At 62.5% G+C, this 13,120-nt stretch carries 15 protein-coding genes, 1 tRNA gene and 1 pseudogene; 8 read left to right on the top strand and 9 right to left on the bottom strand.

The window, feature by feature from the left end:
• The first annotated feature begins 9 nt into the window (after window positions 1-9).
• Window positions 10-240, top strand: coding sequence for a hypothetical protein (locus LFT43_RS14955; protein ID WP_395803209.1), 231 nt, complete (start codon window positions 10-12; stop codon window positions 238-240).
• A gap of 10 nt (window positions 241-250) precedes the next feature.
• Window positions 251-409 (top strand): hypothetical protein, encoded by a 159-nt coding sequence (locus tag LFT43_RS14950; RefSeq protein WP_395798049.1) that lies wholly within the window; start codon window positions 251-253, stop codon window positions 407-409.
• Here LFT43_RS14950 and LFT43_RS14945 read toward each other — a convergent pair.
• From LFT43_RS14945 to LFT43_RS14935, 3 genes and pseudogenes are all read right to left on the bottom strand, one after another.
• A pseudogene (locus LFT43_RS14945) lies at window positions 365-1,093 on the bottom strand (SAF domain-containing protein); the annotation flags it as partial. The gene LFT43_RS14950 and the pseudogene LFT43_RS14945 sit on opposite strands and share 45 nt — an antisense overlap.
• A gap of 85 nt (window positions 1,094-1,178) precedes the next feature.
• Entirely contained in the window at window positions 1,179-1,442 is a 264-nt protein-coding gene (locus tag LFT43_RS14940; protein ID WP_059387425.1) for an FmdB family zinc ribbon protein, read from the bottom strand.
• Between the two features lie 157 nt (window positions 1,443-1,599).
• Window positions 1,600-2,205: a 5-formyltetrahydrofolate cyclo-ligase gene (locus LFT43_RS14935; RefSeq protein ID WP_395798047.1), complete on the bottom strand. Its 606-nt coding sequence runs from the start codon at window positions 2,203-2,205 to the stop codon at window positions 1,600-1,602.
• A gap of 120 nt (window positions 2,206-2,325) precedes the next feature.
• Here LFT43_RS14935 and galU point away from each other — a divergent pair, with 120 nt between their 5' ends.
• The 5 genes from galU (at window position 2,326) to LFT43_RS14910 (ending at window position 5,803) form a co-directional block, all read left to right on the top strand.
• Complete coding sequence (galU, locus tag LFT43_RS14930; protein WP_395798045.1) at window positions 2,326-3,231, top strand: UTP--glucose-1-phosphate uridylyltransferase GalU; 906 nt, start codon at window positions 2,326-2,328, stop codon at window positions 3,229-3,231.
• A gap of 6 nt (window positions 3,232-3,237) precedes the next feature.
• Window positions 3,238-3,858 (top strand): GNAT family N-acetyltransferase, encoded by a 621-nt coding sequence (locus LFT43_RS14925; RefSeq protein WP_395798042.1) that lies wholly within the window; start codon window positions 3,238-3,240, stop codon window positions 3,856-3,858.
• A 308-nt stretch (window positions 3,859-4,166) separates the two neighbouring features.
• Window positions 4,167-4,892 (top strand): hypothetical protein, encoded by a 726-nt coding sequence (locus LFT43_RS14920; RefSeq protein WP_395798040.1) that lies wholly within the window; start codon window positions 4,167-4,169, stop codon window positions 4,890-4,892.
• A 6-nt stretch (window positions 4,893-4,898) separates the two neighbouring features.
• A complete protein-coding gene (locus tag LFT43_RS14915) occupies window positions 4,899-5,699 on the top strand; it encodes an SDR family oxidoreductase (protein WP_395798038.1) in 801 nt (266 codons plus the stop codon).
• A gap of 31 nt (window positions 5,700-5,730) precedes the next feature.
• Window positions 5,731-5,803, top strand: a tRNA-Ala gene (locus tag LFT43_RS14910).
• A gap of 100 nt (window positions 5,804-5,903) precedes the next feature.
• Here LFT43_RS14910 and LFT43_RS14905 read toward each other — a convergent pair.
• From LFT43_RS14905 to pxpA, 5 genes are read right to left on the bottom strand one after another with little or no spacing between them, the layout of a single operon-like run.
• Window positions 5,904-6,893 (bottom strand): biotin-dependent carboxyltransferase family protein, encoded by a 990-nt coding sequence (locus tag LFT43_RS14905; protein ID WP_395798036.1) that lies wholly within the window; start codon window positions 6,891-6,893, stop codon window positions 5,904-5,906.
• On the bottom strand, window positions 6,883-7,788 hold the full coding sequence (locus tag LFT43_RS14900) for an allophanate hydrolase subunit 1 (RefSeq protein ID WP_395798034.1): 906 nt from the start codon (window positions 7,786-7,788) through the stop codon (window positions 6,883-6,885). The genes LFT43_RS14905 and LFT43_RS14900 overlap by 11 nt, the downstream gene beginning before the upstream one ends.
• Window positions 7,785-9,137, bottom strand: a complete 1,353-nt coding sequence (locus tag LFT43_RS14895) for an acetyl/propionyl/methylcrotonyl-CoA carboxylase subunit alpha (protein WP_395798032.1) — start codon at window positions 9,135-9,137, stop codon at window positions 7,785-7,787. Before LFT43_RS14895 ends, LFT43_RS14900 begins: the two co-directional genes overlap by 4 nt.
• 7 nt (window positions 9,138-9,144) lie before the next feature.
• The gene (locus LFT43_RS14890; RefSeq protein ID WP_395798030.1) at window positions 9,145-9,384 is read right to left on the bottom strand and encodes an acetyl-CoA carboxylase; all 240 of its coding nucleotides are present in this window, start codon (window positions 9,382-9,384) and stop codon (window positions 9,145-9,147) included.
• A gap of 50 nt (window positions 9,385-9,434) precedes the next feature.
• A complete protein-coding gene (pxpA, locus tag LFT43_RS14885) occupies window positions 9,435-10,211 on the bottom strand; it encodes a 5-oxoprolinase subunit PxpA (protein ID WP_395798028.1) in 777 nt (258 codons plus the stop codon).
• 118 nt (window positions 10,212-10,329) lie between these two features.
• Between pxpA and LFT43_RS14880 the strand changes: the two genes are divergently transcribed.
• On the top strand, window positions 10,330-11,775 hold the full coding sequence (locus tag LFT43_RS14880; protein WP_395798026.1) for a PucR family transcriptional regulator: 1,446 nt from the start codon (window positions 10,330-10,332) through the stop codon (window positions 11,773-11,775).
• Between the two features lie 293 nt (window positions 11,776-12,068).
• Here the strand turns inward: LFT43_RS14880 and LFT43_RS14875 are convergent, their stop codons facing one another.
• On the bottom strand, window positions 12,069-13,094 hold the full coding sequence (locus LFT43_RS14875) for a LacI family DNA-binding transcriptional regulator (RefSeq protein ID WP_395798024.1): 1,026 nt from the start codon (window positions 13,092-13,094) through the stop codon (window positions 12,069-12,071).
• Window positions 13,095-13,120: the final 26 nt, after the last annotated feature.

Raw genomic sequence — 13,120 nt, 5'->3', positions numbered from 1 at the left:
GGAAACGCAATGCCGGAAAGAAAGAGCACAAAGACCGAATACCCTGCGGACACTCATGCGGCGGAGGCTGGCACAGAGCTGGAGAAGACAGAATTGAAGCCCGGACCGGAGCCGAAGCCGGCAGGAGAAGGCATTCTGCCCAAGAAAGCCTCCGAGGATGATCCACGCCGCTGGGGTGACGAACCCGGTTACGATCACGACGCTTGGCTGAAGGAGCAAAGGCCTCCACACTGGGGCTGAACATTCCACGATGAGCCTGACTATCCACGGGGGTTTCGGTTTGCCGGGTGCCCGCAGGATTGACCAAGACAAAGAACAGTTTTCCCCGAGTGGAAGCTCCGGCCAGGATTTCGGCCTGTTGCGGATTCGCGGCGACAACCACGAGGCCGTCGGACTCGTTCGTACCTAGCCACTGGCTGGCCTTGCCGCCATGTTCGGACGTCCACAAAACCGGGACGGCTGCAGCCAGGAGTTCGGACTTCTTGCCGGGCCCTTCAAATCCATCAGCGGCCGTGAGCACAACGTTGACCAGCTGACCCGGGGAAACAAGCTGGATTGAAGCGGGATCGGCCATCCGGAGGGGAACGGCTGCTGTTGCGGGCGCGGCGCCGGTCAGCAGACCCGGTCCCAGGAATTGGGCGTCCGTGGGGACCTGCCCTTTCTGAAGGGGTGAGGCAAGCTGCTTCCCCCTGTATCCAACGCCAGAGGTGAGTGCTCCGGCGGGAGCTCCGCCGGGAAGAACTTCAAGAGGGCTGAGGTCGGAATCTGCCAAGGTGGACCCGGCCGGAAGATCCCTGGCCGCGGCGAGAACCGTCACCCGTTGTTCAGAAGCAGGAGTCAGCTGGTGGACCACAATCCCGGCGGCGATACACAGCAGAAGTGCAACCACGAGGCGGCGGTTGCGGTTCAGCCAGCCGCCCAACCTGGGATGCTTGGAATGCACTGGGCGAGCGCCAGGGGCGCGGGCGCCTCGCCGAAGAGCCAGAACAGGGCGAGGGCTGGGATTGGTGACCGGCGCGAGACGGCTATTGCCTGGAATCGAAGACGACTCCGCGGAATGGGGGCCTTGGGATGCAAACGGGGTAGCTGGCATGCTGCCACGCTAACCGGGCCAGTAGTCCGGTGACAGGGCCTTAATGAGCTATGTGGAAAAGCGGAATCAAGTGGAAAACCGCAAATCAGCTGGCGGCAGCCGCCGGAACCGACGCTGGAGCCGGGGATGCCGCTGGCGCGGCGGGAGCAGCCGAAACGGTGCTTCCCTTGGAGTCCCGGGAGTCCGTACGGTAGAAGCCCGATCCCTTGAAGACGACGCCCACGCTGTTGAATTTCTTGCGCAAGGATCCTTGGCATTCGGGGCAGTCAGACAGGGAGCTGTCTGTGAAGGCCTGAACAATGTCAAAGGCATGGCCGCAGTCTTTGCAGGCGTAGGCATATGTGGGCACTGGCAATCCTCCTCCGGGACGAACTACAGGTCCTGTGCTGCATTTGCGGATTGTTCCATCCATTAGCAGTCCAAGGGCCTGAGTGCCAATTCTATCATCCGACATCGGAGTCTCCACCAAGGAATGCGGTGGAGGAACAAACGGCCCTAAGGCTGGCTCAGCCGGCTCGGGTTAGTCCGACGACGCGGCGGGGGGTAAGTGCCTCTGGCACGGGCTTGTCGAACGGTTCGGCAGGGATGGTGCCTGCCGGCAGGACCTCATCGTCATACACGACGGCGATAGTCGCGGGGCGCTGTCCGTTTGCGTCCAACTTGTCGAGGAGTCGGTCGTAATATCCGCCGCCCTGACCAATCCGGTTGCCGCCCTCGTCGACTGCAGTAGCTGGAAGGAAGATTCCGGCCGCATCCCTGACGACGTCACTATCGAACCGTTCGCCTACTGGCTCATCAATGGGGGCATACCTTGAGCGGGCAAAGGTCGTCTCCGGGGTCCAATACGCCCAGCTCAGTCGCCGTTCCGGCTCACAGACCGGAAGAAGAATCCTGTGCCCAACAGCATGGAGCGCTTCAAGCAACGGCATTGTCGGCGGTTCGGCAGCCACTCCCACATAGGCGGCAAAGGTCGCCGGTTTCCCCTGGGCAACGGCATCGGCCCATGAGAGGCCGCGGCGGGCTATACCTATTCCGGCGTCGGCGCGCTGCTGTACTGTCAGGGCGAGCCGCCGGTTGCGGTTGTCCCGACGGATATCGTCTTTCACAGTCATTCTTGCTCCAGTTCTTGCGTCTGTCCGGCGCCCAGGATCCGAAAGGAGCGGCATGCTCCACTCTTTCCTCCATCGGCGTACTTTTGCCTAATCTCCAGTTCCTTCCGTTAGATTAGTCCGGTGACCTCCAAAAGCTGCGCCGTCCGCAAGGCCGTTATCCCGGTTGCCGGGCTCGGTACCAGATTCCTGCCTGCTACAAAGGCAATGCCCAAGGAAATGCTGCCGGTGGTCGACAAACCGGCCATCCAATACGTCGTCGAGGAAGCCGTAGGAGTGGGCCTCAACGACATCCTCATGATCACGGGCCGAAACAAGCGCGCATTGGAGGACCACTTCGATCGTGTTCCCGCTCTGGAGGCGACGCTGGAGGCCAAGGGCGATACCACCAAGTTGGACGCTGTGCAGGCTACTAGTAACCTCGGTGACATTCACTACGTTCGCCAGGGCGATCCAAAAGGTCTGGGCCATGCGGTGCTGCGCGCCAAACAGCATGTTGGGTACGAACCCTTCGCAGTCCTCCTCGGCGACGACCTCATCGACGCGCGGGACACTCTCCTCAGTGACATGATCGAGGTCCAGCACAAGACCGGCGGATCCGTCGTAGCCCTCATTGAGGTCGAGCCGTCCCAGATCAGCGCCTATGGCTGCGCCGACATCGAGGACATCGGTGAAGATGGCTACGTCCGCATCAAGCAACTTGTGGAAAAGCCGTCTGTCGACGAAGCTCCGTCCAACTTGGCCGTTATTGGTCGCTATGTGCTTCACCCCTCGGTATTCGACGTTCTCGAGCAAACCGAGCCTGGCCGTGGAGGAGAGATCCAGCTGACAGATGCCCTTCAAGTTCTGGCTGCCGGGGAGGGCGAAGGAAGCGGTGTCTACGGAGTGGTCTTCCGCGGTCGCCGGTATGATACCGGAGACAAACTCAGCTACCTCAAAGCCTGTGTTCAGCTGGCATGCGACAGTGAAGACCTGGGACCCGGCTTACGTGAGTGGCTGCCGGGCTTCGCCGACAGTCTCAGCAAGTAGTTCCTCATGTGGGGATCGGCCATTTGGCCGGTGACGCTTGAATGTGGCGACCTCATTTTGCGTCCCATTCGCTACCGGGACAAGAAGGAATGGACCGAAATCCGCTCGCGCAATAGTGACTGGCTCGCCCCCTGGGAAGCCTCCAACCCGGCCCCTGGTGGCCGTCTGCCAAACTACCGGCAGATGGTGGCTTCCCTCAACCTCCAGGCGCGTCAGGCGAGTGCCCTTCCTTTTGTCATCACGGAACGCATTCCGGGGTATCACGAGCCCAGGATTGTAGGGCAATTGACGGTCTCTTCCATTGTTTGGGGATCGGCGATGACCGCCACCCTTGGCTACTGGGTAGATCAAGCGCGGGCAGGGCGGGGAATTGCTCCCACCGCGGTGGCCTTGGCGACCGACCATTGCTTCGCGACCCTCGGCTTACACCGAATGGAGATCAACATCAGGCCCGAAAACGGGCCGAGCCTGCGCGTTGTTGAGAAGCTTGGATTCCGTGACGAGGGGCGCCGTGAGCGTTTCCTTCACATCAACGGAGAATGGGCCGACCATAGAAGCTTTGCCCTGACCTCGGAAGAAGTCCCGGGAGGCTTGCTGGCTGCTTGGCTTGGGCGCGAAGCCAATTAGTCCGTTTCGGTGAATGACCGTCATAAATCCATTGATTTGCCGACTCTCCGACGACACACCGCGGGGAATGCGGTGGCCCCTGCGTATTTGCTTCTACGGTTTTGATTGTGGACTTCCCTCTCAGCAGCTCAGTGATATTGGTGATTGCTGTGGCGCTGTGGATCGTTTGGGTTGCGCCATACATGTTGCGGAACCGCCGCCTGCACGTCCAGGTGGCCGGTGACGTGCCAGTGGATGACAGTGAAGATGACGCTCACGAACTGCAACCAGGGGTGGTTCTGTCAATTGCCCCTCGGCAGGAGAAAGCAATGGAAACCATGCAGAGCACCGCAACCGCATTGCCCAAGGAATCCGCCGGCTCCGGCGAACGGCGTGATGCTGCAACGGATCCCGCGGTCTTCAAAGTCAGATATGGACGCTGTGCCCTTGCCCTTGCTGGCCTTCTCCTGCTACTCACCGCGGCCGTTTCCGGCGTCTTGCGCATTTTCGGCCTTGTTTCGGGTTGGCTGCCATTGGCCTCCATAGTTGGCGTCGTTGGAACTGTCTTCCTTCTCCGCCGCCTGGCCATCAGGGACCGCAGGGCGAAGATGAACGCGGCCTTCCGCAACGCAATGAGTCCCACCGTTGAGAATCCCGGCACAACCACGAAGGCGGCAGGCCGCCCGGTGACCAAGATTTTCGACGCGGAAGCCCATGCCCGCGAAACGAACCGCCTGACCGCCGTCGAACTTCGTCGAGCCGCGCTCAACGTTGCCGTCGCTGCTGGGGACAATACGGTCCGTTTTGCAGACGGGTCCAAAGATTCTGAGTGGCAGCCGGTCGACGTGCCCAAGCCAACCTACGTTGATGCCGCCAAGGCGACCCGGCCAGCCCCGGAACCGCTCGATTTGCCTGAGGCCCCCAAACCCCTCGGCAGACCCACGTTGAAGCAAGCCAGCGCCCCGTCCGCAGGCCCTGCGATCCAGGCGCAGCACGCCAAGCCACAGAGTGCTCTCAGCAACCTCGACGACGTCCTCCAGCGCCGCCGGGCATAGCCGCCTATGACTTCCGTCTGCGTTGCAGGTGGCACAGGGCGGGTGGGCCGTGAAGTCGTCCGTTTGGCGCTGGACGCCGGACTTGACGTGACGGTACTGAGCAGACGCCCGCCGTCGGGCACGTCAATGGCCCATCACGACGGCGCCCGCTACTTTCAGGCGGACGTCACCACGGGGGCTGGATTGGCAGAGGCCCTGCAAGGGTCTGATGTCGTGATCGACTGCCTGGAGGGCCAGTTCGGCAAAGCCCGCAAGAAATTCGCCGACGGCGGTGCGCGCCTGCTCGCCGCGGCCACCGGTGCGGGCGTCCGCAAGGCGGTCCTTCTCTCGATCATCAACTGCGACAAGAGCAGTGCCGCTTTTTATGTCTCTAAGGCCGAGAAAGAACGGGTATACGCGCGGTCGGCGCTTGAGACTGTCGTGGTGCGGGCCACCCAATTTCACAGCCTCGTGACCGTAGTTTTCGAGGCCGGAGCGAAAGTCCGCCTTATTCCGGTCTTCAGGGGCGCGCGCTTTCAAACGATTTCCCCGTCCGACGTGGCTTCCGTGTTGCTTGCCGAAGCCTTGGGGGAGCCTTCGGCAGTACGGCATCGGACTCGGACGATCGGCGGGCCGGACATCCGGACCATGCGTGAACTCGCCGAGATCTGGCGAACGGCTGCGGGCCACGCTGGACGGATTGTGCAGGTTCCGTTGCCCGGGGCGATGGGCAAATTCCTTAGGAGCGGGCTGAATTTGGTCCCAAGCGAACGGACCGGGACGGACACGTTCGAGTCTTGGTTGGCAAAGCGCCAAGATAGTTTGTAGCCTAGGGGCACTGGTACCACGCGGTTGACCAGGGGCTATAGCTCAGTTGGTAGAGCGCTTCGTTCGCATCGAAGAGGTCAGGAGTTCGAATCTCCTTAGCTCCACATAGAAGGCCCTCCGACCTGCGGAAACGTGTGGATGGGAGGGCCTTTTTTGTGGCCAGTTCTGAACCCACTCCACGTTTTCGCCAATATGTTCCGGGAATCAGCGGCTGGCGCGTAGCGCTTCCCAGGCCTTCGTCTTGAGCTCAACCAGTTCCTTGCGGGCCACCAAAGCCTCGTCTTGGCTGATGGCTATAAATCGCGTGGCCGTTCCGGGAGCCGCACGGGCAACCAAGTCCATGTCCGCGCTGATGACGGTTGCCACCATGGCGTACCCGCCGCCGGACACCGCGTCCCGATGCAGGATGATGGGCTGCGTGCCGCCCGGGATCTGGATGGAGCCCACGGCGTAGCCTGCATCCACGATGTTGGACGGGTCCGAGCCGGCACCGAACGGCTGTTCGCGCTCCTTCCATTCCACGCCTGGACCTGAGTATCGCAGGCCCATCCGGTCAGCAACCGGTGTCACTTTCCACTCACCGGTCAGGAGACTCTTCAACCCGGCGTCGGTTAGACGGTGGTCATAGAGACCCAGGACGATCCGGACTGACTGCTCCTTTGCGAACGCTGGCCGGAAGGCTTCCGGAACGGAATCGACGTCGGGCAGTTCGTCCGCAGTGGTGCACGGCGAGCCCACCGGCACAACGTCCCCGGTTTGAAGTTTGCGGCCCTGGAAACCACCGATGGCGCCGAGAAGATATGTTGAGCGGCTGCCGAGGACTTCCGGGACGTCGATGCCGCCTCGGACCGCGATGTAGTAGCGGGTGCCGCCCTGGATCACGCCGAAGCTGAGTTCGTCTCCGGCTTTCAGCAACAGCCTGGTCCACTGTGGCCGGGTTTCCCCGTTGACCTTCACTTCCACAGGCGCGCCGGTGACGGCGACGACGGCGTCGTGGTCCGTGACCAGCACCGGGCCGAGATAGGTGCACTCAAGGACGGCTTCCTTGGGCGTATTGCCCACCAAGGCGTTTCCAATCTCAGCCGAGTACTGATCCATCGACCCGCTTTGGGGGATGCCCACGTTGTAGTATCCACTGCGGCCTTGGTCCTGGACCGTGGTGGCCAGGCCCGGGCTTGTGATCTCAAATGCCATTGAGGGCCTCCATGAGTTCCTTGTTGTAGCCTTGCGGGTTTGCCAGGGCTTTGGAGAGTTCGAAGGTCACCGGGACCTGCCGGTATGTGAAGCTTCCGTCCTCCACCTGGGCCTGGATCTCCTGATACTCCGTTTCGGTGACGGGCTTGAACTTGACGATGTCTCCGGGACGGAAGAACACCATGAAGTCCTTGAAATCTGCCAATGACTGCGCGGGATCGAAGATAGGGGCGGCCGCGACGCCGAACATCTGGTAGCCGCCTGCGCCACGAACCGAGTAGACTGCTGCGAAGCACCCGCCGTGTCCCACCGTCAGCTTGGGAGTGTCGGTGCGGGGGCTCAAATACTTGGGGACCTCCAGCTGCTTGTCCCGGTCCACCAGCTGGAAGAGGAACGGCAGGCCCGCCACGAAGCCCACCATGGACACGAGCCACGGCTGTTCATGATGCCGTTGGATGAACTCGGCCGCGTCCTTGAGATGGTTGACCTTGGCGGCGTACTCCAGGTCCGTGCCATCGGGTTCCTGGTGGAAACCTTCCCTGAAGCGTTGGGCCACTTCGGCGGTGAAGGGGTCGTCGTACCAGACCGGGACTTCGATGATGCGAGTCTCGAGCGATTGCTTGTGGCCGTGCGTCAGCTCCCTTTCGAGGTCCCGGACGGCTGATTCAAGGGTCGACGGCGGCAGCACGTCAGGGTCGAATCTCACAAGCAGCGAGGCATTCGCGGGGCAGATGTCGACGACGCCGGGCAGCCATGCGTCGGCGAGTTTCCTCGCGAGGGACATGACTTTGAAATTGGCCGCAAGACTCATGGCCTCGTCCACCTCGACAAACAGGAATTCGTCCCCACCCCAGGTGTACCGCGCCTCCTGCAGTGCGGGGCTTGGACTGGTCATTTTGCCTCCAGGAGATCCGCAGCGGTTTCAATGAATTTGGAATGGTGTCTGACCGAGGCGAATTCGGGCCTGGACAGCAGCATCTTGTGCACAGGGATGGTGGTCTTGACGCCCTCGATCGCCGTCGCGTCCAGGGCTGCTAGTGTCGCGGCGATGGCGGCGTGACGGTCCGCAGCGTGGACAATCAACTTGGCCAGCATCGAGTCGTAGAACGGGCTGACCACGGATCCTGCCTCGACGCCGGTGTCCACGCGGATGCCCTCGCCGGACGGCCATTCCATCGCATTTATCAGTCCGGGGCTCGGGAAGAAGTTGTTGTCCGGGTCTTCGGCGTTGATGCGGCATTCGATGGCGTGGCCACTGAAGTGGACATCTTCCTGCGCCAAGGACATTGATCCGGTTGCCGCGATCAGCAATTGTTCGCGGACCAGGTCAATGCCCGTGATTTGCTCGGTGATGGGGTGCTCCACCTGGATCCGGGTGTTCATCTCAATGAACGCGGCCTCGTGGTTGCTGGGGTCGTAGAGGAACTCGACTGTTCCGGCGCCGCTGTACCGGCACTGGCGGGCGAGTTCCACGGAGGATTCCCGCATGGTTTGCCGGACGGCGTCGGGCAGGTCCGGGGCGGGCGCTTCCTCGATCACTTTCTGGGAGCGGCGCTGCATGGAGCAGTCGCGGTCGCCCAGATGGATGAAGTTGGTGCCGTCGCCGAGGATCTGCACTTCAACGTGGCGGGCGTGTTCCACGAACCGTTCGAGGTAGACGGTGGGGTCCCCGAACACGGAGGCCGCTTCACCGCGTGCCATTTCGATGGTGTCCATCAGTTCCTCCTCGTTGCGCACGAACCGGATGCCGCGTCCGCCGCCGCCCGCAGAGGCTTTGACCACGAGGGGGTAGCCGATGCTCCGGGCCGCCGTGACGGCGTCGGTGTCTGGATCTAGCGGCCCGTCGGAGCCGCGCAGCACCGGCACGCCGGCCTTCCTGGCGGATTCCCGCGCCATGGACTTGTTCCCCATCATTTCGATGGCAGCTGCGTCCGGGCCCACCCAGACCAGGCCGGCGTCCGCCACCTTGCGCGCGAATGCGGGATTCTCGGACAGGAACCCGTAGCCGGGGTGGACGGCGTCGCAACCCGTTTCCAGTGCGGCCACGATGATGGCGTCCTGGTTGAGGTAGCTGGCTGGCGCCGGCGCAGGACCTACCACCACGAACTGATCTGCCGTCCTGGCAGCCAGGGAAGTGGCGTCAGGTTCGCTCACCGCGAGCACAGTCTGGATTCCCATCTCGCGGGCGGTCCGGGTGATGCGGACGGCGATTTCACCACGGTTGGCAATGAGGAGTTTCTGCATTGTGGACCTAGCCTTCGCGTACGACGACGATTGCGTCGCCCGGGTTGACCATGTCGCCCTCGGCAACCTCAAAGGATTCGAGGATTCCGGCCACATCGGACTGGATTTCGGTGAATTGCTTCATGATTTCCACGATGCCCAAGGTCTGTCCGACCTCGATGGGGTCGCCCTCGTTGGCGAATGGCGGCTTGCCGGGACCCGGCTTGCGGTAGAAGATTCCGGGGAGTGGGGAGACGATGGTTCCCAAGGTGTGCTCGCTTTCAGATGGCTTGGCTAAGTGATTGAGTGTTGGTCAAGTCAGTGCGCGTTGAGGACAGCGCGCACTGCCGAGGCAACGGCAATAGAGTTGGGTGCGTCAGAATGGACGCAGATGCTGCTGAACCTAATGTCGAGTTCGGTGCCGTCCAATGCCAGCACCGGCCGGCCGGACAGCGCCCGGCGGACGCGCTCGGCGGCGGCTCGGGGATCTGTTGGCTCCGGACGTCGCTGGATCAGCAGTTCTCCGGCGGACCCGTAGTTGAGGTCCACGTAGAGCTCCGGAATGAACTCCACACTCATGGCCCGGCAAACTGATTCATGCGCGGTTCCGGCCAGGCCGAAGAACGGCACGCCGAATAGTTTGGCGGTTCCGGCCGCGGCCTGCATGAGCTCCTCATCGCCGGCCAGCATTCCGTAGAGCGCGCCGTGGGGCTTGATGTGGTTCAGCTTCAAGCCGTGCTTGCCAAGGAACGCCGTGAGTGCGCCGGTCTGGTACAGGATGATCGATTCGACTTCCTCGGGCCGCAGGGCCATGCGCCGGCGGCCGAAGCCGACGGGATCGGGCAGCCCGGGGTGGGCGCCGACGGCCACCCCATTTTCTGCTGCCAGCGCCGCAGTCCGGTTCATGACATCGGGATCGCCGGCATGGTATCCGCAGGCAACATTGGCGACGTCGATGATGCGCATGAGCTCTTCATCGTTGCCGAATTCGTGAAGGCCCACGCCCTCGCCCATGTCCGAGTTCAGCAGGACCGGTTTCGGCGCGGGGCTCGAGAGTCCTGCGGGGGAAGTGCCGGGGGTCACGTTCGTTTGCATGGAGGCAACGTTATCCAAGCGCTCACTCGTCCGTAATTGTGCACGATGCTGAATCTAAGGATCTGGATTATGATGTCTGCACTAACTGGCGGGTTCCCGCTATCTTTCGGAGGCATCCTTGCGTATTTCGGACTTGCTCGACGACGTCGACCTGAAGATCAGTCTCCGAGTTCCGGGCGGCGGGGGGCGCCTAAACCGGCCCATCACCTGGTGCGCCCCCACCGAACATATGGATCCGACGCCATTTCTCAGCGTCAACGCGTTGGTACTTACCAACGGCATGGGCCTCAACGTTAAGGATTACCGGATCTGGGACGCCTACGTGGAGAGGCTCATTTCGGTACCGGTCTCAGGGCTCGCATTTGGGCTTGGCGCCGCCCACCGCGAGCTGCCAGCCGGCCTCGTCCAGGCCTGCGAAGCACACGGCCTGCCCCTTCTGGAGCTGCCTCCGGAAGTCCCGTTCGTTCTGGTGATGAGGCATGTGGAGCACGTCATTGCGACGGAACGCTATGAGGAACTTCGCGCGGGATGGGAGCTCGCAGATGAGTGCACCAGGCTCGCGGCAGATGGGCGTTCCCTCGCCACAGTGCTGGAACGCGTGGCGGCGTCGGTCCACGCGCGAATCACGGTAGTGGACCACAGCGGCTTCGAACTTATCGGTGCCGGGGACGCTGCCGGCGGAACGGCTCGCACCACGCTCCGGCTTCCCAGCGGCGACTCGCAACGCTTCAGGCTCATGATCGAGGGCATCGAGAGTCCTGTGGTGCTCCAGCCCATCCTGGGCCCGGTGGCTGCCGTCATTGCCATGCAGTTGAGCTACACCCTGGGCTCGAGGTCACCGCTGCATTCGCGCGAAGCGGCCAGGTTCATGGAAGCGCTCTACGAGGACCGCGGAGTCACCCCGGGCCAGCTTCGCCGCTACGCAGTGGATTCCGGCTTTGATCCGGACGACACCTGGGGGTCCGTCCTCATCGGCGGAACCGAGGACATGGCACCCCTCAAGCTGAGGGCCATCGCCTGGCGCGCACGGGTTGGCCTGGAATCCGGGTTTGGTGCCGTGCGGTTCATGGAAGAGGCAGGGCTCACCACCCTGTTGGTGCAGCACCAGCAGGGCAGCGCGACTCTTCTGGACACGGTCAAGCCATTCTTCGCGGATGCACCGGAGCTTTCTGTTGTGGTCACGGAGAACACCACCCTGAATGAACTTCCGCTTGCCCTGCAACTTGCACGCCGGCACATCGGCAAACCAGGCGTGCGCCGTGCCCCGCTGGCCGATCTCGCGGGCATCGTTCAGGGGCTGCCCAGCCCGGGCCTGGTGGCGATGTCCCAACGGCTACTGGCTCCGCTCGCATCCGAGGGAGGCAGCGCACTGCGTGAAACCCTGGCTTCCTATTTGCGCCACAGCGGGAATTCAAGGGAAATCTGCGAGGAACTGTTCGTCCACCGGAACACCTTGAGCTACCGGCTCCGGAAGATCGAGGATCTCCTGGGGCTCGATTTGAGCGACGGGGAAGTCAGAGCTACATGTTTACTGGCCGTGAGTATCGTTGCTGCGCATGGCTGAGGCTCATGTGCAAGCTGCATAACAAGTAGTCCCCGATTTGGGCGGAATCCCGATATCGACTTGTGGTTTGGATCACTAATCTCAAATCACGGGCCCAAAGTCGCTCGCCAGGTTGCGGCATCGCCGGGCCGAGGCGGCAGGCATCCAGGGCCTCTCCGTTCGCCTGACCCTAGGGGTTACTTTGTCTTACGCAAATTACGTCATGCCAGAAGCGCGCCGTGCTCCGCGCTGGTCCCTAACCATCGCCTGTTCTGCCCCTATTTCGGCGGCCGTCGGTATGAAGGACTGTTTCCTCAGGCACTGCTTTCGCGCGCACACAGGGTTGGTTTCAACCTGATGGATTCGACCGACTCACCACTCAGTAGCCGCTTCAGGAGCTGGACTGCGGTCCGGCCGATATCGAGCATGGGGGAGCGGACCGAGGACAGCGGGATGGGAAGTTCCGAGGCCAGTGAGGTGTCATTGAAGCCCACGACCGCCATGTCGCGGCCGACGGTGAGGCCATGGGATCGCAATGCGCCCATGGCGCCGATCGCTGCGAAGTCGTTGACAGCGAACAGGGCGGTGGGGTGAGGATGGCAGCCGTTGAGGATTGTCTCGGCAGCTTCCCGACCTCCGGCGGTGTCAAACCGGGACCACACTACGGCTTCCGGGGGAATCTTGCCACCGAGGGCATGCCATCGATCCACGAAACCGGCCGTCCGGTCGATTGCGGTGCTGGCATAGGGTTCGCCGGCGATCACGGCGACGTTCCGGTGTCCCTTGCTCCACAGATGATCGGCGACAAGCTGGCCGCCGAGAACATCGTCGCAGGTGGCCGATGGGTAGCCAGGCACGCGGCGGTTCATGAGCACGAAAGGAACCTTGCGGACGGTCAACTCCCGCAGCAGGCTGCTGTCCAAGTGTGCGTCTCCTATGATCAACCCGTCCACCCGGCGGGCCAGCATGGTGTCCGTCTTCCGGCGTTGTTCCTCAAGGTCGTCGCGGGAGTTCATGACAAAGGTAGAGTAGCCGAGCTCAGCCGCGGCCTCTTCAATGCCCTCGTACATGATGGCCAGTACGAGGTCCGAAAGCCGGGGCACAATCACACCCAGAAGCTTGGTGCGCCTTGTCCGAAGGCCTGTGGCCTGGGGGTCCGGGGAGTAGCCGCGTTTCGTCGCCAGATCGCGCACGCGCTCAGCGGTGGCAACGGAGGCTGCCCCTCTCGCCACTTCGGATCCGGAATGCAGGATCCTGGACACGGTCGAGGGGTGGATGCCGAGCTCGTTCGCCAGATCCTTCAACGTGACTGTGCGGCCGGCGGCCGTGGTGTCGTCCAATTCGTTCCCTGCCTCAGCGCTAAAAG

Source organism: Arthrobacter sp. FW306-04-A (genome assembly GCF_044358315.1).
Taxonomy (GTDB): Bacteria; Actinomycetota; Actinomycetes; order Actinomycetales; family Micrococcaceae; genus Arthrobacter.
This window is presented reverse-complemented; position numbering and strand designations above follow the sequence as displayed.